A 23196-nucleotide genomic window follows, 5' to 3' on the forward strand; every position below is an offset into this window, starting at 1 on the left:
GCGGGTCACGCCTTGCGGCGACGGGCGGGAACCGCGCCCCGCGGCCCCGTCGCTACCCCTCTCCCCGCGTGGCGCCGCCGCGGCTGCGGCGGCGGTGGCTCGTGTCGCAGAAGGGGAACATCCTGCTGCGGCGGCAGGAGCACAGCGCCACCACGGGCCGGTCCGAGCGGACCACCGAGCCGTCCTCGGCGACGTACTCGACCGGCCCCTCCACCAGGACGGGACCGCCGGGTTCGAGGGAGACGCGGCGCGCCGGGCGCGGCGGCACGGCGGGCTCAGGCGACGGCTCAGGCGACGCGTTCGGCGCGGACAACGGCCAGCTCCTCCCGGTCCTCGCCCGGCAGCAGCAGACCCTGCGCGCGCAGCCACGCCGCGCGTTCCCGCATGACCGGGCCGAACGGCACGCGCCGCCGCTCCGTGATCTCGGCCCGCAGACCCGACGACTCCAGCACCCCGGCCGTACGCTCCGGGTCGGACAGCCCCGAGTGCACGATCAGCACCACGCCGCCAGGACGCAGCAGCGGCGGCACAGAGTGGCAGAGCCGGTCGAGGATCGCGCGCCCGTCCCGGCCCGCGTCCCAGGCGCGCGCCGGGCCGCTCCGCGGCAGCCGGGGGTGCGGCGAGGGGACGTACGGCGGGTTGGCGAGCACCAGGTCGAACGTGCGGCCGGTCACCGGCGCGAACAGGTCGCCCCGGTGCACGCGTACGCGCCGGCGCGCCAGCAGCGCGTTGAGCCGGGCGGTGAGGACCGCGCGGCGCGAGGCGTCGACGGCGGTGACCCGCGCCGAGCCGAGGCGCGCGGCGGCCAGCGCGAGGGCGCCCGACCCCGTGCCCACGTCGAGGACGTGCGCGCCGGTCGCCAGGGGCTCCCTGACCAGCGCTTCGAGCAGCAGGGACGTGTCGTCCTGCGGGCGGTAGACCCCGGGGGGTTTGACGAAGAGCACGTCGCGCCGGGTACCCGGATCCGGATGTCCGAAGCATGCCGCGGCCCCTCACCGGGCGGGGCGCGGACGGCCATCTCCCGTTCACCGCGCCGGATGTAATGTCACGCCATGACGATGAGATTCACTCTTTCGGACGGTATCGAGCTGGCGTGGGAAGCGGTCGGCGAGGGCCCGCTGATCCTCCAGGCGCACGGCATGCTGATGAGCCGCGCCGTCGACGACGCGATGGATCTCTTCAGCTGGGACCCCGTGCGGCGGCTGCCGGGACACCGCTTCGTCCGCTACGACGCGCGCGGCCACGGCGCGTCCGCCGGGCGGCCCGAGGCGTCCGACTTCACCTACCAGACCGTCGCGCAGGACCTGCTGGAGCTGGCGGGCCACCTCAGCCCGGGGCGGCCGTTCACCGCCGTGGGCGCCTCGCTCGGCTGCGCCGCCGTGCTGACGGCCGCCGTGAAGGCGCCGGGGCGGTTCGACCGGCTGGTGCTGCTCGTCCCGCCGACCGCCTGGGGCACGCGCCCGGCGCGCGCGGACGTGTACCGGACGGCGGCGCAGCTCGTGGACGAGCGGGGGGCGGCGGCGTTCGACACGGCGTTCGCGGCGGCGCCCGTACCGGCGTCGCTCGCCGGGGCGCCCGGCTACCCGCCCGCGGCGCTCGGCGTCCAGCCGGACGTGCTGCCCGCCCTGCTGCGCGGCGCGGCGCGCTCCGACCTGCCGCCGCACGAGGCGCTGGCCGCGGTGGACATGCCGACGCTGGTCCTCGCCTGGACCGACGACCCGGTGCACCCGGTGTCCACCGCCGAGCAGCTCGCCGAGCTGCTGCCCGACGCGCGGCTGCACATCTCGGCGGACGCCGGCGACATCCGCACGTGGGGCGAGCGGATCGCCGCGTTCGCCGCCGGGTCCGAGGCCGGGGGCTGAACGGGGGCGCGGCGGCGGTGGACTCGGGGTGACGGCGCGGAGAACGTTCGGCCTGGCCCCTCGTCACGCCGGGCGGGCGCCCCGATACTCACGGATGGCCGCACCCGTCCATGCCGTCCCTGGAGGCACCGTGGCGTACGTCCCCCCGACCCACTCGTCCCCGCTGTCCCGCCTGTCCCGCCGCCGGGCGCTCGGCGCCGTGGCGGCCACCGCCGCCGCGGGCGCGCTCGCCGCGGGTACGGCGCAGCCTGCCGCCGCGCACGGCCGCCCCCGGCCCCCGGCGCCGCTCCCGCAGGCACACGCCCACAACGACTACGAGCACCCGCGGCCCCTGCTCGACGCGCTCGACCACGGCTTCGGCAGCGTCGAGGCGGACATCTGGCTGGTGGACGGGCAGCTCCTCGTCGCCCACGACGCCGTGGACCTCGACCCGGCGCGCACCCTCGAAGCGCTCTACCTCGACCCGCTGCTGGCCCGCGTCCGCGCCCACCGGGGCGCGGTGCACCGGGGCTGGGGCCAGGACTTCCAGCTGCTGATCGACATCAAGACGCCGGGCGACGCGACGTACCGCGAGCTGTCGCAGCGGCTGCGCCCGTACCGGTCGGTGTTCAGCTCGGCGACGCCCGGCCGGGTGCACACGCGCGCCGTCACCGCCGTGATCTCCGGTGACCGGGCGGCGCGGGCGCCGATGGAGGCGGAACGGGTGCGGTACGCGTTCTACGACGGGCGGCCCGAGGACCTGGGCAGCGGCGCGCCCGCGTCGTTCGTGCCGCTGATCAGCGCGAACTGGACGAGCCTGTTCAGCTGGCCCGGCACCGGCCCGTTCCCGGCCGCCCAGCGCGACGTGCTCCACCGGTACGTGGGCGCCGCGCACGCGGCCGGGCAGCGCGTCCGCTTCTGGGCGACGCCCGACGTGCCGGGCCCGGCGCGGGACGCGGTGTGGTCCGAGCTGCTGGCGGCGGGGGTGGACCACCTCAACACGGACGACCTGCCCGGTCTCGCCGCGTTCCTCCGCGCGCGGGGCGGCGGCGCCTGAGCCCTGGCCGGGGCCGGACGGGCCGGCGGGGCACGGGGTGTCCCGGGCGCCCGTCCGGCAGCCGGGGGCGGTGCCGCTCACCCGCCGCGCGCTACCGTTCGGTCGCATGATCGTATGGCTGAACGGCACGCACGGCGCGGGCAAGACGACGACCAGTGCGCTCGTGCAGCGGCTGCTCCCGGATGCGCGGGTGTTCGACGCCGAGAAGGTCGGCGAGACGCTGATGGACATCACGCCGGGGCTGCCCGCGACGGACAACTTCCAGCACTGGCCGCCGTGGCGGCCGCTCGTGGTCGAGACGGCCCGGCGCGTCCTCGACTACACCGGCGGCACCCTGGTGGTGCCCATGACGGTGCTGGTCGAGGAGTACTGGCGTGAGATCAGCGCAGGGCTCGTCCAGCACGCCATCCCCATCCGGCACTTCGTCCTGCACGCCGACCAGGACACCCTGCGCGGGCGCATCGCGGGCGACACCGTGCTCGGCCCCGACTCCCCGTTCCGCCTCCAGTACCTCGCGCCCTACGCCGAGGCCGCCCGCACGTGGCTGCACGCGGCGGCCGAGGTCGTCGACACCACGCACCTCACACCCGCCGAGGCCGCCCGGCGGATCGCGGAGGCCGTCAAGGGCTGACGGATGGTCAGGCCGGTCAGTCGAGGCAGAACTCGTTGCCCTCGGGGTCGGTCATCACGAGGTGGCCGGTGCCGAGCGGCGGGTCGGGCTCGTGGCGCTCCACGCGGGTGGCGCCGCGGGCCACGAGCCGTTCCGCCTCCGCCTCCAGGGCCGCCATGCGGGCCTCGCCGGTCAGGCCGGGGGCGGCCCGTACGTCGAGGTGCACGCGGTTCTTGGCCCGCTTGCCCTCGGGGACCCGCTGGAAGAACAGGCGGGGGCCCGCGCCGTCGGGGTCGGAGAGGGCGGAGGCGTCGTTGCGGCGTTCGGGGGGCACGCCCATCGCCTCCAGCGCCGCGTCCCACGTCGGGAAGTTCCCGGGCGGGGACTGGAGGCGGTAGCCGAGCGCGTCGGCCCAGAAGTCCGCGAGGGCGGCCGGGTCGGCGCAGTCGAAGGTGATCTGGATGTGGCGTGCCATGTTGCTCGTTCTCCTGTCGCGGTGCGGGTCATCCCACGGTGGGCGCGGGGGCCGGGCGCCGCCAGTCGGTGCGCGGCTGCCGGGTTCCGCCGGTCATGGGCACAGCCTGCCGTGGATAGCGGACAGCTCCGGTCCGTGATCCGGTGGGAGGATGGGCGGCGTGACGACCGTGGAGACGACGACCGAGCGCGTACTGCGGCTGCTGGGGCTGCTCCAGCGCAGGACCGCGTGGACCGCCGCCGAGATCGCCGCCGAGCTGGGCGTCACGGACCGCTCGGTGCGCCGTGATGTCGAACGGCTCCGCGCGCTCGGCTACCCCGTGCACGCCACGGCGGGTGTCGGCGGCGGCTACCGCCTCGGCGCGGGCACCCGGCTGCCGCCCCTGCTGCTGGACGACGGGGAGGCCGTCGCCACGGCGGTGTCCCTGCGGCTGGCGGCCGGGGGCACCGTCACGGGTGCGGGCGAGGCCGCGCTGCGTGCGCTGGCGAAGCTCGATCAGGTGCTGCCGCCCAGGCTGCGCGCGGAGGTGCGGGCGGTGCACGACGCGACGGAGACGCTGGTCGGGCCTGGGGTGGAGATCGACGGGGAACTGCTGGTCACGCTGGCGCGGGCATGCCGCGACACCGTACGGGTGCGGTTCGGGTACGCGGGGCGGGACGGGGCGGAGCAGGAGCGCACGGTGGAGCCGGTGCGGATGGTCACCACGGGCAGGCGCTGGTATCTGATGGCGTATGACGTGGACCGGGATGCGTGGCGCACGTTCCGGCTGGACAGGATGCGCGACGTAGCGGCGACGACGTGGCGTTTCACGCCGCGGGTACACCCGGACCCGGTGGCGTACGTGGGGCGGGCGGTGGCGGCGGCGCCGTACCGGTACGTGGCGCGGGTACGGGTGCGGGCCGACGCGCGGCGGGTGCGGGACCTGGTGCCGCCGCAGGTGGGGCGCGTGGAGGAGGAGGAGGGCGACGCGTCGTGCGTGCTCGTCGTGGGGACCGGCGATCTGGACTGGCTGGCCGCACGGGTGGCGGGCCTGGGTTTCGACGCGGAGGTCCTGGAGCCGCCGGAGCTGCGGGCGGCCGCCGGGCGGCTGGCGCGGCGGGCGGCGGCGATGGCGGGGGAGGCCGTGGATCAGGGGTGACGGCCCAGGCCCACGCCCGTCGCGGAGACCGTCTCCCTGGCGGGCGGCCGCGCGGGGGTGCGGACGGGCAGTTCGTCGATCCAGGTGTAACGGGTGCCGCCGCCGCGGGTGGCGCGCAGTTCGTACAGGCCGGGCGCGTGGCGTCCGTCGGGCTCGGCTCTCGCGGCCAGCATCAGCGGCGCGCGGTCGGTGATGACCAGGTCGATCGTCCGGCCGTCGCGGGGACCGCCCTCGAAACGGACGCGGATCACAGGAGGCGTCGCCATGGCCGCCAACCTACCGGCGGCCCCGTACGCCGGCGGGCGCCCCGGGCCCGCCGGCCGCCTCGCGCGGCGGGCCACCCGGGACGCCGGTCACCCGTACGAGTTACGGCGCGGCGCGCAGCACGCACTGCTGCCGGCCGATGCCCTCGATCTCCACCTCCATCACGTCACCCTCCGCCAGGTAGGGGAAGCGCCCGGAGAGCGCGACACCCTCGGGCGTACCGGTGTTCACGATGTCGCCCGGCTCCAGCACGAGGTACTGCGACAGCTCGTGCACCAGCTGCGCGACGCCGAAGATCATGTCGGCGGTGGACGAGTCCTGCCGCGCCTCGCCGTTCACCCACGAGCGCAGCCGCAGCGCCTGCGGGTCGGGCACCTCGTCCGCCGTCACGAGGACGGGCCCGAGCGGGTTGAACGTCTCGCAGCACTTGCCCTTCGACCACTGCCCGCCGGACTCCTCCAGCTGGAACGCGCGCTCCGACACGTCGTTGCTGATCGTGTAGCCCGCGATGTGCGCCTGCGCGTCGGCGGGCGACTCCAGGTAGCGGGCGCGGCGGCCGATGACGACGGCCAGTTCCACCTCCCAGTCGGTCTTGCGGGAGCCGCGCGGTATGAGGACGTCGTCGTAGGGGCCGACGACGGTGTTGGGCGACTTGTGGAAGAGGATCGGGCGCTCGGGCGGCTCGGCGCCGGACTCGCGGGCGTGCGCCACGTAGTTCTGCCCGATGCACAGGACGGCGGACGGGCGGGTGACGGGCGGGCCGGCGCGCAGCCCGGCGATGTCGGTCCCGGGCAGCGCCGACGCGGGGTCGGCGGGCAGGAGGGCCGGGTCCTCGGCGAGGGCGGCCAGGAAGCGGCCGTCGATGTCGGCGGTGACGGGCCGCAGGTCGTACCAGGGGCCGATGGCCGAGGCGGCGATGACCGGCCGCTCGTCACCGGGTTCGCCGACGCGCATGAGGCGCATGCTGTGACTCCCCGCTCAGGTGATCGTCCGCGATCACCTGTCGATTGCTTGCCGACCGGTGGGCGGCGCATTCCGTGTTCCGCCACCGGTCGGATGGTCATGTCGTACGGCAGCACTCTTTCCCACCCGCGGGGACCGGCTCAAGTGTCCGCCCGCGCGGCCGGGCGTACGTCCGTACGATCGACAGGTGACCGACGAGTGAACGGAGGGCGCTGTGACGAGAGTTGAACTGCCGTCAGGTGAACGGGGAGGCCGCCGTCGCGCCTCCGGGCGCGGCGCCCTCGCGGTGGCCGTGGCGCTGGGGGCGTGCCTGGCGCCGCTCCTCACCGCCGCCCCCGCGTCCGCCGCCACCCCGGCGGCGCACGACGACTTCAACGGCGACGGCTACCCGGACGTCGTCGTCTCCCACCCGCTGGCCACGGCGAACGGGCACGCGGGCGCGGGCGCCGTCGTCGTGCTCTACGGCTCGGCGAACGGGCTGTCCGCCGCGCGTTCCACCGTCGTCTCGCAGGCGAGCGCGGGCATTCCGGGCGCGGCGGAGACGGCCGACCGGTTCGGCGCGGCGACGGCGAGCGCCGACCTGGACCGCGACGGGTACGCCGACCTCGTCGTCGGCTCGCCCACCGAGGCGGTCGGCGGCGTCGCCGACCGGGGCGGCGTCATCGTCGTGTGGGGCGGGCGCGGCGGGCTGAGCGGGGGCACGGTGCTGGCGGAGAGCACCGTCCCGGCCGGGAGCTGCGCGTTCGGCGAGACCGTCGGCACCGGCGACGTGGACGGCGACGGCGCGCCGGACGTCACCGTCGGCTCGCGCTGCTCGACGCACCACTTCCGCGGCCCGTTCACCCGCGCGGGGAACGCGGCGGCGCACGCCGTGGACAGCGCGCTCGGCGCGACCGGCGCGGGCGTGGCCGTCGTCAGCGGCGACCTCGACGGCGACGGCGCCGACGAACGCGTGCTGCTGCCGGGGCCCACCGCCGCCGACCCCGGGGGCCCCGTCCTCGTGGACGACTGGCGGGGCGGCGCGGCCGTCCGGACGACCCTCGCCGCCGCCGACGGCGTCACCGGCGTCATCGGCGACGTGGACGGCGACGGCTACGGCGACCTCGTGCTCGGCGACCCGGCCGACCCGCTCGACGGCAAGACCACCGGGCAGATCGGCGGCGAGGTCACCGTCTGGTACGGCGCGCGCGGCGGCATCGACCCGGCGCGCGCCCCGGCGCGACTGCGGCAGGGCTCCGGCGGCATCCCGGGCTCGGGTGAGCTGGGCGACGCGTTCGGCACGTCGCTCGGCGTGGGTGACACCGACGGTGACGGGCGGGACGACGTGGTGGTGGGCGTGCCAGGCGAGGACATCGGCGCGGCCGAGGAGGCGGGCGGCGTGGTGCTGCTGCGCGGGTCGGCGTCCGGGCTGACGGGCGCCGGGGCGCGCGCCGTGCACCAGAACACCGCGGGTGTCGGCGGCGCCGCCGAGTACTGGGACCTCTTCGGGCAGCGCGTCCGCCTCGCCGACCACGACGGGGACGGCCGCGCGGACCTGACCGTCGGCGTGCCGGGCGAGAACGCGGAGGGCTGCTCCTGGCACGCCGCGGGCAGCGCGTCCGGCATCACGGTGACCGGGGCGTTCGGCGTGTGCGCGGGCGCGCTGACCGGCTTCACGGCGGACGGGCCGGGGCTCGGCGAGGTCATCGCGCCCTGACGCGCGCCCTCACTCCCCCTTGCGCATCAGTGCGATCAGGGAGGAGAAGCTGTCGTCCGCGTGCCCGGCCGCCATGCCGCGCCGGAAGAGGTCGGCGACCGCCCGCGGCAGGGCCGTGTCCACGCCCGCGTCGGCGTGGGTGTGGAGGACGTGCTCGACGCTGGCCGTGCCCATGGCGAGGCGGTCCACGTCGCCCTGGTGCTCCCCGTTGCCGACGCGCGGGACCTCGCGACCACCGTCGTCGGCACCCTGGAGGGCGCCAAGGTCACGGCCCAGGTCCGCCGCAGCGAGGAACCGCTGCTCACGGCGGGCCGCCACCTGGCCCGCCTGCTGCGCGCGTACGCGGCGTAGGCCCGTCCCCCGGCTCCCGCACGCGCCGGTAGCGGCCCGGCGCGACGCCGTACGCGCGCTTGAACGCCTTGGCGAAGGCGAACTCCGAGACGTAGCCGACCCGTTCTGCCACCCGCTGGACAGGTCGGTCGTCGGCGCGCAGCAGGCCCGCCGCCGTCGTCATGCGCCACCAGGTGAGGTAGGCCAGCGGCGGGCTCCCGACGAGCGCCGTGAAGCGGCGGGCGAACGGCGAGCGCGACAGGCCCGCGGCGGCGGCCAGGGACCGCACGGTCCAGGCGCGGCCCGGGTCCTGGTGCATGGCGCGGAGGGCGGCGCCGACGGCCGGGTCGTGCAGCGCGGCGGCCCAGCCCGCGGGATCTGGGTGTTCGAGGCGTAGTTCGTCGTGCCAGGCGCGCAGCGCGTACAGCAGCAGCGCGTCCAGGAGCGCCGGGACGACGGCCCCGCTGCCCTCGCGGGGGCGGTTCAGCTCGGCGCCCAGGAGGTCGATGACGGCGCGCAGTTCGGGGTGGGCCCCCACGCGGGAGGAGAGGTGCACGGTCTCGGGGAGTTCGGTGAGCAGCGGGTGCCGCCGGTCCTGGTCGAGCAGATACGCGCCGCACAGGAGGACGGTGGCGCCGGGAGCGCCGTCGGGGGGCGGGGCCGGTGGGAGGGAGCCGGGGTTGCCGGCCTCGCGCAGCGGCGTCGCGGGGTCGTCGGCGAGCCCGTGGCCGGTGCCGTGCGGGAGCAGCGCGATGTCGCCGACGCGCAGCAGGACGGGTTCGCCGCGCTCCGGGAGCACCCAGCAGGAGCCCTGGAGGACGACGTGGAATCCGGCGCCCGCGAAGGGGGCGAAGCGGACGCCCCAGGGCGCGTTCCAGCGGGTGCGGGAGGAGTGGGGCCGTCCGGTGCGCATGGCGGTGACGGCGTCGCTCAGCACGTCCATGCGCCGACTGTAGTCCCGCGTTCGCCCCTGCTGCGGGACGGACGGGCATGATGCGGGGACGGTGAGGCATTCAGCGTCCCCGCGTACCGCTCCTAGCGTGGTCGGCATGGAAAAGGTTGCTGTGTACGGAGCGAGCGGTTTCACGGGGAGCCTGGTGGTCGCCGAACTGGCGCGCCGGGGTGTCCCGGTCGTCCTGGTGGGCCGCGACGAGGAGCGGCTGCGCGGGGCCGCCGAGGGGGTGCCTGGGGCCGAGGTGCGGCGTGCCGGGGTGGAGGACCACGCGGCGTTGGTGACGGCGTTCGACGACTGCGCCGCGGTGGTCGGCTGCGTGGCGCCGTTCGAACTGTTCGGCGAACCGGTGGTGCGGGCCGCCGTCGCCGCGCGCTCCCACTACGTCGACACGAGCGGGGAACAGTCCTACCTGAAGCGGGTCTTCGACACCTTCGGCGAACCGGCGCGCCGGGCGGGCGTCACCGTCGTCCCCGCCCTCGCGGACGACGGCGGCCCCGGCGACCTGATCGCCCACCTCACCGCCGAGGCACTCGGGCCCGGCGCCGACGGCCTGGCGGAGCTGACGGTCGCGGACCTGCGGGAGCCGGGCGCCGTCTCGCGCGGCACCGCGAGGACGGCGCTGGCCAATCGGGGCCTGTGGGGCGGCGGGCACGGGCTGGTGTGGGCGGACGGCGCCTGGCGCGACGGCGCCGGACACGCGGACGCCGAGCGCGCGACGGTGCCCGTGCCCGAGATGGCGGACGGGCGGGGGACGGGCGACCTGGCGGTGGCGCCGTTCGCGCTGCCAGGCGTCGTCACCGTGCCGCGGCACGTCACGGCGGGCCGGATCGCCGCCGTGATGCGCGCGGAGGTGGTCCCGCTGTTCGGGGCGGTCACCGAGGAGGTGGTCGCCACCCTGCCCGCAGGCCCTGACCCGGCGGCGCGGCGCGCGTCGCGCTGGCTGATGGCCGCGTACGCCGTCGGCCGGGACGGGCGGCGCGCGCAGGGCTCGGTGACGGGCCCGGACGGCTACGGCCTGACGGCGGTGATCGCCGTCGAGGGGGCGCTGCGCCTGGTGGCGGGCGCGGCGGCGGCCGGGGTGCGCGCGCCGTCGCAGGCCTTCGACCCGGCGGACTTCCTGGCGGCGCTGGAGCCGCACGGCGTGCGGTGGAGCGTGCGCGCCGACGACGCCCGCTGAGCGCACGCCCCGGCCGTCACGCCTCCGTCGTCGTCCCCAGGTCGATGACCATGAAGTTCGCGCCCTGCGAGTCGGCGACGGCGGCGTAGCGCCCGTACGGGCTGTCCATCGGCCCGTCGATCAGCCGCCCGCCGAGGCCGCGCGCCGTCGCCACCGCCGCGTCGCAGTCGCCGACCGCGAAGAAGACCTCGACGTGCGGCGCGATGTCCCCCGGCGCGTCCGGCGGGAAACGGTAGCGGCCCAGGCAGGGGCCGCCGTCCAGCTGCCAGAGCGCGTAGTCCACGGCGGGCGGGCCCTCGACGGCGACCGTCTCGTACGGGAAGACGGACGAGAAGAACGCGTCCGCCGCCGCGCCGTCCCGCGTGTACACCTCGGCCCACGCGTACGTGCCGGGCTCGCCGCGCGCGCCGAAGCCCCGGTGCGTGCCGGGCTCCCAGACGCCGAAGACGACGCCCCCCGGGTCGCGGCCGACGCACATGCTGCCGAAGTCCCCGATCAGCATGGGCTCGACAAGGACGTCGCCGCCCGCCGCGCGGACGCGGTCGGCGGTGGCGGGGACGTCCTCGGAGGCGAGGTAGAGGTTCCAGGCGGGGGGCGCGACCGCGCCCTGCCCCGGCAGCTGCGGCGCCAGCGCCGCCGCGGCGGCACCGCCCGCCCACGCCTGCGCGTAGCCGCCGTACTCGTCGGCGGCGCGGTCGAAGGTCCAGCCGAAGAGCTGGCCGTAGAAGCGTTTCCCCTCCTCCACGTCCGGCAGCGTCACATCGGCCCAGCAGGGCAGCCCCTCGCGGATGTCGGCCATGCGGAACGCCTCCTCGTGTGCGCCCCCCTCCTCGCCTCCACGCTAGCCACGCGCGCCGGATCACGCAGCGCGGGCGGCGCGGGCGGTGTCACGGGGGGGTGTCACGGGGGGTGTCACCTGGTGCGTCCACCGAGGAAACAGCCGTGCGAGCAGACCCACAGGACGAACGCGTGCCCCCACCGGTCGCGCACGCGCCCCGCCCGCCGCCCGGACGCGCCGAGCCGCCGTCCGCAACGTGCGCAGGAGATGCCCATCTGCTGGGTCGGGGATAACCGGGTCATGTCCGGGATGTCGCGCGTCCCGGCGCCTGCGCCTTCTGGATACACGGAGACTGCCCCCTCCGGCCGGCCGGGGCCACCGCGCCGGGGAGCGCGGCGACTGAGGAGACAGATACCCCGTCACACCCCCGTTCCACCGCGCCCCCGCCGCAAGCCCACGGCACCGACGGCGCACACGCAGCACACCACGGCGCTCACCGCGCCCGCCGGTCCGGGGGACGCGCTCAGGGCGGGGCCGTGCGCTGCACGTGGGCTGGGTGTCGGTCGAGATCAGCGGCACGCTGCGCGGTATGCCGATCAGGGGCGTCGCCGCGACGCCTCGGGGGAAGGTCGTGCGCAGTGGCGAGGGCGGCGTACGCCGGGCGCAGGCCGAGCGCGTGCCCTGGGTCGCCCAGACGGGTGACGGTGACGGGGGCGGGGGCGGCGACGAGCAGGGCGGTCAGGGCGAGCGGTCCGCGCAGCGCCGAGTTGCGGGCCACTTCGCGCAGTCCCGCGCGGGGCAGGCTTGCGGCGGCGCGGAGTCCTGGCCCGGCGAGGAGGAGTGCGCCGAACGGGACGGGGGCGTGGCCCCCTGGGCTGAGCGCCGTGGCGGCGAGGGCTCCCAGGACGGCCGTGTGAGCGGCCACAGGCGTTCGGGCCCGTCGGCCGGGAACAGCAGCGCGAACGGACACCATGGCCGCCAGGTCGGCGCACTGCCGGCGGCGGAGGGCCGTTCGTCCACGCCGGAGGTGACGGCCGGGAGGTGTACCCAGCGCCACCGCCGCCGGGTGTCCGGCACACCGCGCGTCCGGGCCGTGGGGCCAATGTGCCGCGCCGCGCCCGTGCCTAGGTTCGTGGGTGAGGCGCCACGGGGGTGCCGGAGGAGGGTGGACCCGATGTTCCGACACAAGAGCGTCCCGGGGGCCGACCCGGCGCGCGAGGCGCTGCGGCTGGTCAGGGTGACGAAGACGTACGGCGCGGACGACAACGCGGTGACGGCCCTGGACGACGTGACGCTGAGCCTGCCAGCCGGGAGCTTCACCGCCGTGATGGGCCCCTCCGGCTCCGGCAAGTCCACGCTGTTGCAGTGCGCGGCCGGGCTCGACCGGCCGGACCGGGGGATCGTCGCCGTGGACGGCACGGAGGTGACGGCCGGGGGCGAGGCGGCGCTGACGAGGTTCCGGCGGGCGCGCATCGGGTTCGTCTTCCAGCAGTACAACCTGCTGCCGACGCTGACGGTGCTGGAGAACGCCGTGCTGCCGTTCAAGCTCGCCGGGCGCCGCCCCGACCGCGCCGGGGCGCGGGAGATCCTCGGGCGCGTCGGCCTCGGCGACCGGCTCGGGCACTACCCGGACGCGCTGTCGGGCGGGCAGCGGCAGCGCGCCGCCATCGCGCGGGCGCTGGTGACGCGGCCCAGCGTCGTCTTCGCGGACGAGCCGACGGGCGCGCTCGACCTGCGCAGTGCCCGCGAGGTGCTGGGGCTGCTGCGGGACGCGGTGCGGACGCACGGGCGGACGGTGGTGATGGTGACGCACGACCCGGTGGCGGCGGCGTACGCGGACTCCGTGGTGTTCCTGGCGGACGGGCGCCTGGCGGGGCGGATGGACGCGCCGCGGGCGGACGCGGTGGCGGAGCGCCTCGCGCACCTGGGCGATTCCGTGGCTGTGGGGGTCTGAGCGATGTTCACGCTGGCCATGCGTTCGGTGCGCAAGCGCCCGGGTCGTTTCGCGGGGACGCTGCTGTCGGCGTTCCTCGGTGCGGTGATCACGATGGCGTTCAACTCGATGCACGACACGGCGGGCGCGCCGGGTGTGGACGACACCAGCGCGGAGACGCTGGGCCTGGCGGGTGGGGTGGTCGGCGGGTACAGCACGCTGCTGGTCTTCTTCGCCGTGGCGTCCACGCTGACGGTGAACGTGCGGCAGCGCGCCGAGGAGATAGCGCTCCTGCGCAGTACGGGGGCCACACCGGCGCAGATCAAGCGCATGGTGACGGGTGAGGCAGTGGTCATCGGGCTGGTCGCGGCGCTGCTGGCGATCGGCCCGGCGATGCTGGCGGGGAATCTGCTGCTGGACATGTTCAAGGACACGGGCCAGGTGGCAGCCGGGGTGGACTATGCGTTCGGCCCCATAGGGCTCGGCGCGGGGTTCGGCATCACACTGCTGGCATCGGCGGGGGCGGCGTTCCTCGCGGTGCGCAGGGCGACCCGGGCGGCGGCGGGCGGGCGGGCGCCGCGTACCCGGCTGCGTACGGTGGGCGGGGTCCTGGCGTTGGTGTCGGGTGCCGGCGGTCTGGTGAGCACGTTCGCCATGGACGCGGACGAGCCGTCGCTGATGGCGGGGCCGGCGTACGGGGCGATCTTCCTGGCGATCGGCTTCGCGGTCTTCTCGACGGGTCTGCTGCGCGCACTGCTGGCCCTGCTGGAACGGCCCCTGGGCGCGCTGGCCGGGGGGAGCGGCTATCTGGCGGTGCGGTCGCTGCGGCGCCGCGCGGAGCACCAGGCGGGGATGCTGATGCCGCTGATCCTCTTCACGGGCATCGGCACCGCGACGCTGTGCATCCAGGCGGCCGAGTCGGCGGCGATCGACGCGTCCGGGCTGGTGAAGTCGGTCGAGGACAAGAACCTGGAGACGCTCAACACGGTCGTCGTCGGCATCATCGTGGTCTTCTGCTGCGTGATGCTGGTCAACAGCCTGTACGCCGCGACCTCCTACCGGGTGCGGGAGTTCGGCGGGCAGCGGCTCGCCGGGGCGACGCCGCGGCAGGTGCTGGGCGCGGTCGGCGTCGAGGCGGGGCTGCTGACGCTGACGGGGGTCCTCTTCGGGACCGTCGCGGGGTTCGCCGGGCTGGTGCCGTTCGTGCTGGTGCGCCGGGGCGCGGAGATGCCGGCGGACGCGCCGCTGATCTGGGCGGTGATCGTGGCGGTCGGCGCGGCGGCGACCGTGCTGACGACGCTGGCGACGGCGCGGCGTTCCCTGCGCGTCCCGGCCGTGGCGGCGGTCGCCTGACCTGGCGCGGTGCTCCCGAAAAGTACGATGCCTGTCGAAGTTTGACAGACGTCGTACTTTCGGCTGTGCTGGTCCCATGACCAGAACGGTGCGTTTCCACGAGTACGGCGGACCCGAAGTCCTGCGGATCGACGACATCGAACTGCCCGCCCCCGGCCCCGGCGAGGCACGGATCAGGGTGGACGCGATCGGGCTCAACAGGGCCGAGTCCCTCTTCCGCCAGGGACGGTACGGACGGCCCGTCGGCGCCTTCCCCGCCGGGCTCGGCTACGAGGCGGCGGGCGCCGTCGAGAAGACGGGGCCGGGCGTCACCGGATTCGCGCCGGGCGACCCCGTCAGCGTCCTGCCCGCGTTCAGCATGACCGACTACGGCGTCTACGGTGAGGCCGCCGTCGTGCCCGCGTCCGCGCTCGCACACCGCCCGGCCGGCGTGGACGCGGTGACGGGCGCCGCCGTGTGGATGACGCACCTGACCGCGTTCGGCGGCCTGCTGGAGGACGGCACGCTGCGGCCGGGCGAGACGCTCGTCGTGACCGCCGCGTCCAGCGGGGTGGGGCTCGCGGCCATGCAGCTCGCCCGCCGCGTCGGCGCCGTGCCGGTCGCCACCACGCGGACGGACGCCAAACGCGAACGGCTCCTCGCGGCGGGCGCGGCCGAGGTCGTGGTGACGGGCGGCCTGGACGCGGCGGGTGTGGCGGACGCGCTGCGCGCCGCCACGGGCGGGCGGGGCGCCGACGTGGTGTTCGACGCGGTCGGCGGCGCCCAGGCGGCCGGACTGCTCGGGGCGCTGGTGCCGTACGGCCGGTACGTGCTCTACGGCGCGCTCGGCGGCCCGACCCTCGAACTGCCCTCGCTCGACCTGCTCCGCTCGGGCGTGACGGTGCGGCCGTACAGCATCTCGCTGGGGACGACGACCACGGGCGACACGCTGCGCCGGGCGGGCGCGTTCGTCACATCGGGCCTGCTGTCCGGCGCGTTCACGCCCGTGGTGGACCGCGTCTTCGACCTCTCCGAGGTGGTGGAGGCCCACCGCCACCTGGAGTCCAACACCCAGGTCGGCAAGATCGTCCTCACCGTCCCGCACTGACTCCCCCGGCCCCGACCCCGGTCGCTCGGGGGCGGCGGCGGGAGACCGTTGCCGGCATCTTCGAGGCGTCGCACGGGTAGTCGTCACCCCCACGTACCTGAACCGCTGGAGGGAAGTGCTGTGGCCCGTTCGTACACGCCGCTCGGTGAGGACGAGTTGGCCGAGGCCCTGGCCGGACTGCCCGGGTGGAGCGTCGAGTCGGGGCAGCTGACGGCGCGGTGGACCGTGCCGCGCGCCGAACTTCCCGCGGTCTACCGGGAGATCCACGAGGCCGAGGACGCGGCCGACCACCACGCCACCGTGACCGTGCTCCACACGGCGCTGACCGTCGCGATGAACTCGCACGCGGCCGGTGGCGCCCTCACCGCGCACGACATCGGGCTCGCCCGCGCCGTCAGCGGCATCGCCGGCGCCCACGGGGCGACGGCGGCCTGATCCGGGACCGCCGTCCGGCCCGTCGTCAACGGCGGCTGCGGGGCGCGCCGCCGTCCGCCTGGTCGACCACGGACAGGAACGTGTCCAGCAGGCGCGGATCGCGCCTGCGGCCGTCCAGGGCGCACAGCCGCTCGTAGAGCTCGTACGGGTCGCGCCCCCGGAGACCGGCGGGCGCGGTCACGCCCACCCTGGCCAGGTGACGGACCACGGCCGGGGCAGCGTTCGCCATGCCCAGTGGTTTCCCGGTGCCGTCCGCCATGTCGCGTCGCCCTCTCGTCGTGTCCGGGCCGCTCCGGCCACCGGTCCTGAACGGTCCGGACGCGGTCGCGCAGGTGGGCGGGCGTGCGGCGCGCCGCCGGTCAGGGCAGGTCGCTGTCGCCGCCGAGGTTGCCGACGATGCGGCGCAGCGTGTCGATCATGGCGGCGTACGCGGCGTCCGGGATGCCGTCGCGCAGCGCCGCGTGGGCGCGGCCCACGCGTTCCCTGGCGCGGGACAGGCCCGCCTCGCCGTCCGGCGCGAGGGCGAGGAGGCCGTCCCGTTCCGTGAGCCAGCGGCGGGCCACCAGGTCGTCGAGCATGGCCGGGAAGTCGGAGTCCTGCTGGTCGAAGGGGGCGAGCCGTTCGGTGAGGGCGGCGCGGGTCCAGGTGCCGGGGGCGCCGGAGACGTGGTTGAGCGTCCACCAGTGCGGCTGGGTGAGGTCCTCGGCGGCCAGTTCGGCGCGGATCGCGGCGAGGACGAGGCGCGACGCCTCGGTGGCCCAGTATCCGACGGGCTGGGCGGCGAGTTCGGCTTCGGTGTACTGCGTGACGGGCATGGCAGGATCTCCCCTTCGCGGTGCGCGAGGACATCGGCAAGGACAGGAGTCACGCTCGTGGTTCAAGCACGCTTGAGGTCAAGTCCCGTCGCCTGTGGGCCGGTGCGGCGGTGAGCGCGGCGGACGCCGAACGGGAGCGGCTGCGCGTGACGTTCGACGGGATCGCGGAGCTGTACGACCGGGCGCGGCCCGTCTATCCGGAGCGGCTCTTCGCCGACCTGGCGGAGGTGGCGGGGCTCGGGCGCGGCGCCAGGGTGCTGGAGATCGGCTGCGGTACGGGCCGGGCGACGGTCCCGCTGGCGCGGCGGGGGTGCGCGGTGACGGCCGTCGAACTGGGCGCGGGGATGGCGGCCGTGGCGCGGCGGAACCTGGCGGCGTGGCCGGAGGCGCGGGTGGCGGTGGCGGCGTTCGAGGACTGGCCGCTGCCGGCCGGGCCGTTCGACGCGGTGGTGTCGGCGACGGCGTTCGCGTGGGTCGATCCGGCGGTGCGGGTGGTGAAGTCGGCCGCGGCGCTGCGGCCGGGCGGGGTGCTGGCGACGGTGGCGACGCACCATGTGAAGGGCGGCACCGAGGAGTTCTTCCGCGCGTCGCAGGAGTTCTACGAGCGCTTCATCCCGGCGACGCCCCGCGGGCTGCGTCTCGAACCGGCCGACGCGATCCCCCGGGACCGCGCGGAGATCGACACGTCAGTGCTGTTCGGGGAGGTGGAGTTCCGCCGCTACCCGTGCGACGTCACGTACACGACGGCGGAGTACCTGGACGTGCTGTCCACGTACTCGAACCACATCGCCCTCGCCCCGGAGGTGCGGGCGGAGCTGCTGGCGTGCCTCGCCGGGCTGATCGACGACCGGCACGGGGGACGGATCACGAAGCGGTACCTCTTCGAGCTGCGGACCGCCCGCCGGGCGGGCTGAGCGCCGGGCCGACGGCCGGATTCACTCGCACGAGCGATACCGTCGCGACTACGCTGCGCCTACGGTGAACCCGTGAATGAATACGTTGAGTCACTTCACGGGTGGTCAGGACCGCTCCGCGGCATGCCGACGGGCCCGCCCCCGGCGGGTGGGGACGGGCCCGGTCCGCCGGCCGGCTCAGGCGGCGCCGCGGCGCGGCAGGGACAGGCGCGCGGGGATGGAGGTCGCGGCCAGGGCCAGGACGGTCACCGCGCCCGCGATCAGCAGGTACGGGCCGAAGGCCATCGCGGGTGCGGCCGCACCGGTCATCCCGGTGCTGAAGGACGTCAGCACCGCCAGCGCGATCCCGGTGCCGAGCAGGACCGCCGTGACCGCCACCGTCAGCGACTCCAGCCCGAGCATGCGCAGGATCTGCCGCCGCGTCGTGCCGATCCGGCGCAGCAGGGCGAACTCCTTGCGGCGGTCGGCCGTGGCCATCGCCAGGGTGTTGACGGCGGCGATGGTGGTGAAGGCCAGGACGAGGCCCATGCCGAGGAACGCGACCGCCGCGCTCGTCTCGCGCTGCTCGGCCATGACGTCGGCGACGTGGCCGCCGTCCCGCACCGCGAGGCCGGGGAAGCCGGCCAGGGCGTCGCCGAGCTGGGCGTCGGTCAGGTCGGTGGCGACCAGCACCGCGTCCGCCAGCGGGTTGTCGATGTGGGCGGCCAGCAGCTCGTGGGGCAGCGTCAGTTCGCCGAAGCCGAGTCCCCGGTCGTAGACGCCGGTGACGGTGGTGGTGACGGGCGTGCCGTCGCCCAGGACCAGGTCAAGGAAGTCCCCCGGGTGGAGGCCCCGGCTCTCGGCGACGACCTCGCTGACGGCCACCCCGTCGTCGGCCAGCCCGTCGAGCGAGCCCTCGGTCATGCCCAGGTCGAGCGTCGCCTCGTACCCGGAGCCCGCGGTGACGCCCTGCGCCGTGTACTTGTCGAGGCCCGGCGTGCGGACCGTCGTGTGCACGATCTCGGTGACCGCGGTGACGCCGTCCGTCCCGCGCAGCGCCTCCGCTGCGGCGTGCGGGACGCCCGGCCCGGCCGCGACGACCACGCGGTCGGCGACGACCCCGTCCCTGGCCTGCCGCTCGGCCGCGTCGCCGATCGTCGTCTGGGTGAACACGACGGTGCACGCCATGGCGACCAGCAGTGTCAGCGGCGTGATGACGGCGGCGAGGCGCCGCGCCCCGGCCGCCGCGTTGTGCGCGGCCAGGTGTCCCGGGACGGCCGACAGGCGCAGCGGGGCGCCGATGACGGTGAAGGCGACGCGCGACAGCGCCGGTCCGAGCAGGGCGACCGCGACGGACAGCAGGAGCACCGTCAGATAGGTGACCGGGGTGGAGGCCGGCTCGGTGTGCAGCGCGGACAGGACGGCCAGCAGCACGATGCCGCCGACCAGGGCCAGCAGGCCCGCGATCAGGCGTACGACCGGGGTGCGGCGGGGTTCCACGGCGGCCTCGGTCAGCGCCTCGGCCGGGCGGATGCGGGCCGTGCGGCGGGCGGAGATGCGGGCGGCGAGCCAGGCGGCCAGCAGGGTCGCGGCGATCGCGGCGGCCATCGGGAAGAAGCTGCGGACCTGGCTCAGCGTGCTGGGGACGGTGCCGAGGCTGACGAGGCGGCGGTAGAGCCACCCGGCCAGCGGCAGACCGGCGACGGCGCCGAGCGGCCCGGCCACCAGGCCGACCAGCAGGGCCTCCCGGCCGATCAGCCGCCGTGTCTGGCGGGGCGTGGCGGCGATGGCGCGCAGCAGGGCGAGTTCACGGTGCCGGGCGCGGGCGGTGAGGCCGAAGGTGCCGACGACGACCAGCACGGCGACCAGCAGGCCCGTGCCCCCGATCGCGCCGCCCATGCTGACCAGCTGGATGCGTGCCTGCGCCGCGTCGGGGAACTCCGCGGGCCCCCGGTCGCCGCCGGTGTGGACGCGCGCGATGGTCCCGTCCAGTGCGGCGCGGACCTGCGCCGCCAGCTCGCCGGTGCCGGTGCCCGGTTCGGGGAAGACGCCCAGCATCGCGTCCTGTCCCTCGTGCCCGGCGAGGCGGCGCGCCTCGGTGTCGGTGAAGAAGACGGCGGCCTGCTCGGCGATCTCCCCGTCCGCGATGCCCGCGACGGTGTAGGTCGCGGGGACGTCGGTGGACTGGACGGTGACCTCGTCGCCGACGCCGAGTCCGGCGCGTTCCGCCAGTGCGCGGTCGAGGACGATCTCGGTGGCGGCCTCGGGGGCGTGGCCCTCGCCGACGGTGAAGGGGGTGAGGGCCGCCGAGGACCAGGCGTGGCCGTGGACGTCAGGGCCCTCCCAGGGGAGGCCCGACGCGTCGAGCGGTTCGGCGGGGAAGGTGAGTTCCGGCACGACGGAGGCGACGCCGGGGACGGCGGCGATCCGGTCCGCCGTGTCCGCGGGCAGCCACACGTGCTCGTGGACGGGCTTCGCCTTGTGCTTGGTCTTGTCGCCCTTCTGCGTGGTGTGGTGGACGTTCTGGTCGGCCGTCACCACGAGGGGCGTGGCGCCGTAGCGCTCGGTGCCGATGTCGCCGCGCAGACCGGTCTCCAGGAGGGAGCCGCAGGCGGTGATCAGGGCGGCCGCGCAGAAGAGGGCGAGGAACGCGCCGGCGAATCCGGCCTTGCGGGCGCGCAGGGTGGCGAGTGCGTAGCGGAGCATCAGGCCCACGCCCCCAGGTGCGTCATACGGTCGGCGACGCGGTCGGCGGTCGGGGCCGTCATCTCGTCCACCAGGGTGCCGTCCGCCAGGAACAGCACGGTGTCCGCGTGGGCGGCGGCGACCGGGTCGTGCGTGACCATGACGACGGTCTGGCCCGAGGCGTCGACGCTGGCGCGCAGCAGGTTCAGGATCTCCTTGGCCGTCACGGTGTCGAGGGCGCCGGTGGGCTCGTCGCCGAAGACGACGTCGGGGGACGTGATCAGCGCGCGGGCGATGGCGACGCGCTGCTGCTGGCCGCCGGAGAGTTCGGCCGGGCGGGCGTCGGCCTTCCCGGCGAGGCCGACACGCTCCAGGATCGCCGCGATGGCGTGCCGGTCGGGGCGGCGTCCCGCCAGCCGCAGCGGCAGGGCGACGTTGTGCCGGACGGTGAGGGCGGGCACGAGGTTGAACGACTGGAAGACGAAGCCGACGCGCTCACGGCGCAGGCGCGTCAGCCGGGTCTCGTTCATCCCGCTGAGGTCGGTGCCGCCGATGGAGGCGGTCCCCGACGTCACCCGGTCGAGACCGGCGGCGCAGTGGAGGAAGGTGCTCTTGCCGGAACCGGAGGGCCCCATCACGGCGGTGAAGGAGCCGCTGGGTATCGCGACGGACACGCCGTCCAGGGCCCGGACGGCGGAGGCGCCGCGGCCGTAGACCTTGGTGACGGAGTCGAGCCGGACGGCACTGGTCCCGACGGCGGTTGCGGTGGTCATGCGGGGTTCTCTCCCTGCGGTGTCTGAACGGGGGACTGCGGTGTCTGAGCGGGGGGCCGGGGGGTGTCGGCGGGCGGGTCGGACGCGTCCGGCGGGGCTTCGGGGACCGGGAAGGCGAAGAAGCGGGTGAGGACCGTGCGGGCGTCCGGCGGCGTCTCGTCGTCGGGCCGCTTGTAGCGGTTCAGGAGGGCGATGTACTCCTCGAACAGCTCGCGCATCTCGTCCGGCGTGAGGCGGATGGTGCCGCGCGAGTAGGGCAGCGCGTCCTCCCACTCGCCCGTGGCGCCCGCACGCTGCACCTGGTCTAAGAGCCGCAGGTCGGAGGCGAAGGCGAGGCGGTTCATCTCGTCCACGACCGCGCGGGTGCCGGCGTCCCTGCGGCTGGGCGGCGGGAGCCGCAGGTCCTGCGCCACCGCCCGCCACCAGCGGCGCCGCCCGCCCGCGGGATCGCCCGGCGGCGGGTCCGCCGGTTCCACGAAGCCGTGGCGCGCCAGCTCGCGCAGGTGGTAGCTGGTCGCCCCCGTGTTGAGGCCGAGGGCGCGGGCGAGCGTGCTGGAGTTGGCGGGCCCGTGCATCGTCAGATGCTCCAGCATCTGGAGGCGGCGGGGCTGGGCCAGTGCCTTGAGGGCGGCGAGGGAGGGCTCGAAGGGCATGTGCACATTCTGCTGTGCACAGGAATCTGTGCACAGCGGTGCCACACACCCGGCCCATGGTGGTGCCAGCACCACCCCCGCCCGGCCCAGCCGTCGGGCGCGACGCGCGCCCGGACACCGGGAAGAGATCCGGCGCCCCTGTGACCTGGGCGCACTTCTTCCCCGGCAGCCGACAGTGTTGGATGGCCTCATGCACGACATACCGGAACGCGCCCCGAGCCCCGCCCCCCACTCCGCGCACGGCTCCGGAGCCGCGAAGCCCTCCGCACGGCCCACGGCGGCGCTCGCGATGAGCCGCTTCGGCGCCGAACGTCTGCTGACCGACACGACCCTCGCCGCCCTGCGGTCCGTGACCGACCTGCGCTACCCGCCGCTGCTCGAAGACTTCGGCACCCCCGAGGCACGCGCCGTCCTGGCCGACGCCGAGATTTTGGTGACGGGCTGGGGCTGCCCGCCCCTCGACGAGGAGGCGCTCGCCCACGCCCCCAGGCTGCGCGCGATCGTCCACGCGGCGGGCACGATCCGCCACCACGTCACCGAGGCCTGCTGGGAACGCGGCATCCGCGTCTCGTCCGCCGCCGCCGCCAACGCCCTGCCGGTCGCCGAGTACACCCTCGCGATGATCCTGCTGGCCAACAAGCACGTGCTGGAGATCTCCGCCGAGTACAAGCGCACCCGAGCCCGGCGCGCCTGGGACGAGGAGACACCGGGCCTCGGCAACTACGGCCGCACCGTCGGCATCCTCGGCGCGTCCCTGATCGGCCGCCGCGTCCTGGAACTGCTGCGCCCCTTCGACCTGACGCCGCTGCTGCACGACCCGTACGTCTCCGACGACGAGGCGCGGGCGCTCGGCGCGCGGCCGGTCGGCCTGGAGGAGCTGTTCCGCGAGAGCGACGTGGTGAGCCTCCACGTGCCGCTGCTGCCCGCGACGACGGGCATGGTCAACCGCGCGCTGCTGTCCTCGATGCGCCCCGGGGCCACCCTGATCAACACCGCGCGCGGCGCCGTGCTCGACCAGGACGCGCTGGCGGAGCTGGCCGCCGCGGGGCGGATCAACGCGGTCCTCGACGTGACGGAGCCCGAGGTCCTCTCCCCCGACCACCCGCTGTGGGACTGCGAGAACGTGCTGATCAGCCCGCACTTCGCCGGGTCGGTCGGCAACGAGATCCACCGGCTCGGCAGCCTCGCCGCCGAGGAGGCCGGGCGATACGCGGCGGGCGAGGACTTCGCCCACCCCGTCCTGCGCGAGCGCCTGGGCGTCACCGCCTGACGCGCCGGCAGGGGC

The 23196-nt window shown here is 75.8% G+C and carries 25 protein-coding genes and 2 pseudogenes; 13 read left to right on the forward strand and 14 right to left on the reverse strand.

Going from position 1 to position 23196, the window contains the following annotated elements; genetic code table 11:
* Positions 1-52 precede the first annotated feature (52 nt).
* The gene (locus ACL02R_RS22495) at positions 53-313 is read right to left on the reverse strand and encodes a CDGSH iron-sulfur domain-containing protein (protein WP_412798778.1); all 261 of its coding nucleotides are present in this window, start codon (positions 311-313) and stop codon (positions 53-55) included.
* Positions 288-944 carry a HemK2/MTQ2 family protein methyltransferase gene (locus ACL02R_RS22500; protein ID WP_412798779.1) on the reverse strand — a complete coding sequence of 219 codons (657 nt, stop codon included), beginning with the start codon at positions 942-944 and terminating at the stop codon, positions 288-290. Before ACL02R_RS22500 ends, ACL02R_RS22495 begins: the two co-directional genes overlap by 26 nt.
* Before the next feature lie 108 nt (positions 945-1052).
* Between ACL02R_RS22500 and ACL02R_RS22505 the strand changes: the two genes are divergently transcribed.
* From ACL02R_RS22505 to ACL02R_RS22515, 3 genes are all read left to right on the forward strand, one after another.
* Complete coding sequence (locus ACL02R_RS22505) at positions 1053-1862, forward strand: alpha/beta fold hydrolase (RefSeq protein ID WP_412798780.1); 810 nt, start codon at positions 1053-1055, stop codon at positions 1860-1862.
* A gap of 163 nt (positions 1863-2025) precedes the next feature.
* Positions 2026-2898 (forward strand): phosphatidylinositol-specific phospholipase C/glycerophosphodiester phosphodiesterase family protein, encoded by an 873-nt coding sequence (locus tag ACL02R_RS22510; protein ID WP_412798804.1) that lies wholly within the window; start codon positions 2026-2028, stop codon positions 2896-2898.
* Between the two features lie 106 nt (positions 2899-3004).
* Positions 3005-3529 carry an AAA family ATPase gene (locus ACL02R_RS22515; protein ID WP_412798781.1) on the forward strand — a complete coding sequence of 175 codons (525 nt, stop codon included), beginning with the start codon at positions 3005-3007 and terminating at the stop codon, positions 3527-3529.
* Between the two features lie 16 nt (positions 3530-3545).
* Here ACL02R_RS22515 and ACL02R_RS22520 read toward each other — a convergent pair whose 3' ends face one another.
* Positions 3546-3983: a VOC family protein gene (locus tag ACL02R_RS22520; protein WP_412798782.1), complete on the reverse strand. Its 438-nt coding sequence runs from the start codon at positions 3981-3983 to the stop codon at positions 3546-3548.
* Positions 3984-4134: 151 nt separating this feature from the next.
* Between ACL02R_RS22520 and ACL02R_RS22525 the strand changes: the two genes are divergently transcribed.
* The gene (locus ACL02R_RS22525) at positions 4135-5121 is read left to right on the forward strand and encodes a helix-turn-helix transcriptional regulator (protein WP_412798783.1); all 987 of its coding nucleotides are present in this window, start codon (positions 4135-4137) and stop codon (positions 5119-5121) included.
* Here the strand turns inward: ACL02R_RS22525 and ACL02R_RS22530 are convergent.
* Both ACL02R_RS22530 and ACL02R_RS22535 read right to left on the reverse strand, forming a co-directional pair.
* Positions 5112-5387, reverse strand: coding sequence for a hypothetical protein (locus tag ACL02R_RS22530; protein ID WP_412798784.1), 276 nt, complete (start codon positions 5385-5387; stop codon positions 5112-5114). The two genes, ACL02R_RS22525 and ACL02R_RS22530, sit on opposite strands and share 10 nt — an antisense overlap.
* Before the next feature lie 100 nt (positions 5388-5487).
* Entirely contained in the window at positions 5488-6348 is an 861-nt protein-coding gene (locus tag ACL02R_RS22535; RefSeq protein ID WP_412798785.1) for a fumarylacetoacetate hydrolase family protein, read from the reverse strand.
* Between the two features lie 214 nt (positions 6349-6562).
* Between ACL02R_RS22535 and ACL02R_RS22540 the strand changes: the two genes are divergently transcribed.
* Positions 6563-8044, forward strand: coding sequence for an FG-GAP repeat domain-containing protein (locus ACL02R_RS22540; RefSeq protein WP_412798786.1), 1482 nt, complete (start codon positions 6563-6565; stop codon positions 8042-8044).
* 9 nt (positions 8045-8053) lie between these two features.
* Here the strand turns inward: ACL02R_RS22540 and ACL02R_RS22545 are convergent.
* Positions 8054-8251 (reverse strand): annotated as a pseudogene (locus tag ACL02R_RS22545) (NAD(P)-dependent oxidoreductase); the annotation flags it as partial.
* On the opposite strand from ACL02R_RS22545, the pseudogene ACL02R_RS22550 reads away from it, so the two are divergent.
* Positions 8249-8395, forward strand: a pseudogene (locus ACL02R_RS22550) (TetR/AcrR family transcriptional regulator); the annotation flags it as partial. The pseudogenes ACL02R_RS22545 and ACL02R_RS22550 sit on opposite strands and share 3 nt — an antisense overlap.
* Here ACL02R_RS22550 and ACL02R_RS22555 read toward each other — a convergent pair.
* Entirely contained in the window at positions 8346-9317 is a 972-nt protein-coding gene (locus ACL02R_RS22555; RefSeq protein ID WP_412798787.1) for an AraC family transcriptional regulator, read from the reverse strand. The pseudogene ACL02R_RS22550 and the gene ACL02R_RS22555 overlap by 50 nt on opposite strands.
* 106 nt (positions 9318-9423) lie before the next feature.
* On the opposite strand from ACL02R_RS22555, the gene ACL02R_RS22560 reads away from it, so the two are divergent.
* Positions 9424-10506 carry a saccharopine dehydrogenase family protein gene (locus tag ACL02R_RS22560; protein ID WP_412798788.1) on the forward strand — a complete coding sequence of 361 codons (1083 nt, stop codon included), beginning with the start codon at positions 9424-9426 and terminating at the stop codon, positions 10504-10506.
* A 16-nt stretch (positions 10507-10522) separates the two neighbouring features.
* On the opposite strand, the gene ACL02R_RS22565 is transcribed toward ACL02R_RS22560, so the two are convergent.
* Both ACL02R_RS22565 and ACL02R_RS22570 read right to left on the reverse strand, forming a co-directional pair.
* Positions 10523-11305, reverse strand: coding sequence for a VOC family protein (locus ACL02R_RS22565; protein ID WP_412798789.1), 783 nt, complete (start codon positions 11303-11305; stop codon positions 10523-10525).
* 502 nt (positions 11306-11807) lie between these two features.
* Positions 11808-12209, reverse strand: a complete 402-nt coding sequence (locus ACL02R_RS22570; protein ID WP_412798790.1) for a hypothetical protein — start codon at positions 12207-12209, stop codon at positions 11808-11810.
* 249 nt (positions 12210-12458) lie between these two features.
* On the opposite strand from ACL02R_RS22570, the gene ACL02R_RS22575 reads away from it, so the two are divergent.
* From ACL02R_RS22575 to ACL02R_RS22590, 4 genes are all read left to right on the forward strand, one after another.
* The gene (locus ACL02R_RS22575; protein ID WP_412798791.1) at positions 12459-13238 is read left to right on the forward strand and encodes an ABC transporter ATP-binding protein; all 780 of its coding nucleotides are present in this window, start codon (positions 12459-12461) and stop codon (positions 13236-13238) included.
* Positions 13239-13241: 3 nt separating this feature from the next.
* Entirely contained in the window at positions 13242-14570 is a 1329-nt protein-coding gene (locus ACL02R_RS22580; protein ID WP_412798792.1) for an FtsX-like permease family protein, read from the forward strand.
* A gap of 76 nt (positions 14571-14646) precedes the next feature.
* Entirely contained in the window at positions 14647-15657 is a 1011-nt protein-coding gene (locus ACL02R_RS22585; RefSeq protein ID WP_412798793.1) for a zinc-dependent alcohol dehydrogenase family protein, read from the forward strand.
* Positions 15658-15777: 120 nt separating this feature from the next.
* Positions 15778-16092, forward strand: a complete 315-nt coding sequence (locus ACL02R_RS22590; protein ID WP_412798794.1) for a 4a-hydroxytetrahydrobiopterin dehydratase — start codon at positions 15778-15780, stop codon at positions 16090-16092.
* Between the two features lie 25 nt (positions 16093-16117).
* Here ACL02R_RS22590 and ACL02R_RS22595 read toward each other — a convergent pair whose 3' ends face one another.
* Positions 16118-16321, reverse strand: a complete 204-nt coding sequence (locus ACL02R_RS22595; RefSeq protein ID WP_412798795.1) for a helix-hairpin-helix domain-containing protein — start codon at positions 16319-16321, stop codon at positions 16118-16120.
* 130 nt (positions 16322-16451) lie between these two features.
* Positions 16452-16907 carry a MarR family winged helix-turn-helix transcriptional regulator gene (locus ACL02R_RS22600; RefSeq protein WP_412798796.1) on the reverse strand — a complete coding sequence of 152 codons (456 nt, stop codon included), beginning with the start codon at positions 16905-16907 and terminating at the stop codon, positions 16452-16454.
* A gap of 110 nt (positions 16908-17017) precedes the next feature.
* Between ACL02R_RS22600 and ACL02R_RS22605 the strand changes: the two genes are divergently transcribed.
* Positions 17018-17821, forward strand: coding sequence for a class I SAM-dependent methyltransferase (locus ACL02R_RS22605; RefSeq protein ID WP_412798797.1), 804 nt, complete (start codon positions 17018-17020; stop codon positions 17819-17821).
* A gap of 177 nt (positions 17822-17998) precedes the next feature.
* On the opposite strand, the gene ACL02R_RS22610 is transcribed toward ACL02R_RS22605, so the two are convergent.
* Genes ACL02R_RS22610 through ACL02R_RS22620 form a run of 3 tightly spaced genes read right to left on the reverse strand, consistent with a single transcriptional unit; the run spans position 17999 to position 21911 of the window.
* Positions 17999-20506 (reverse strand): ABC transporter permease, encoded by a 2508-nt coding sequence (locus tag ACL02R_RS22610; protein WP_412798798.1) that lies wholly within the window; start codon positions 20504-20506, stop codon positions 17999-18001.
* Positions 20506-21258, reverse strand: coding sequence for an ABC transporter ATP-binding protein (locus ACL02R_RS22615; RefSeq protein WP_362961036.1), 753 nt, complete (start codon positions 21256-21258; stop codon positions 20506-20508). Before ACL02R_RS22615 ends, ACL02R_RS22610 begins: the two co-directional genes overlap by 1 nt.
* Positions 21255-21911 carry an ArsR/SmtB family transcription factor gene (locus ACL02R_RS22620; RefSeq protein ID WP_412798799.1) on the reverse strand — a complete coding sequence of 219 codons (657 nt, stop codon included), beginning with the start codon at positions 21909-21911 and terminating at the stop codon, positions 21255-21257. Before ACL02R_RS22620 ends, ACL02R_RS22615 begins: the two co-directional genes overlap by 4 nt.
* A gap of 289 nt (positions 21912-22200) precedes the next feature.
* Here ACL02R_RS22620 and ACL02R_RS22625 point away from each other — a divergent pair, with 289 nt between their 5' ends.
* Complete coding sequence (locus tag ACL02R_RS22625) at positions 22201-23181, forward strand: hydroxyacid dehydrogenase (RefSeq protein ID WP_412798805.1); 981 nt, start codon at positions 22201-22203, stop codon at positions 23179-23181.
* Positions 23182-23196 lie beyond the last annotated feature (15 nt).

This window comes from Streptomyces sp. MS19 (genome assembly GCF_047200595.1).
GTDB lineage: Bacteria > Actinomycetota > Actinomycetes > Streptomycetales > Streptomycetaceae > Streptomyces.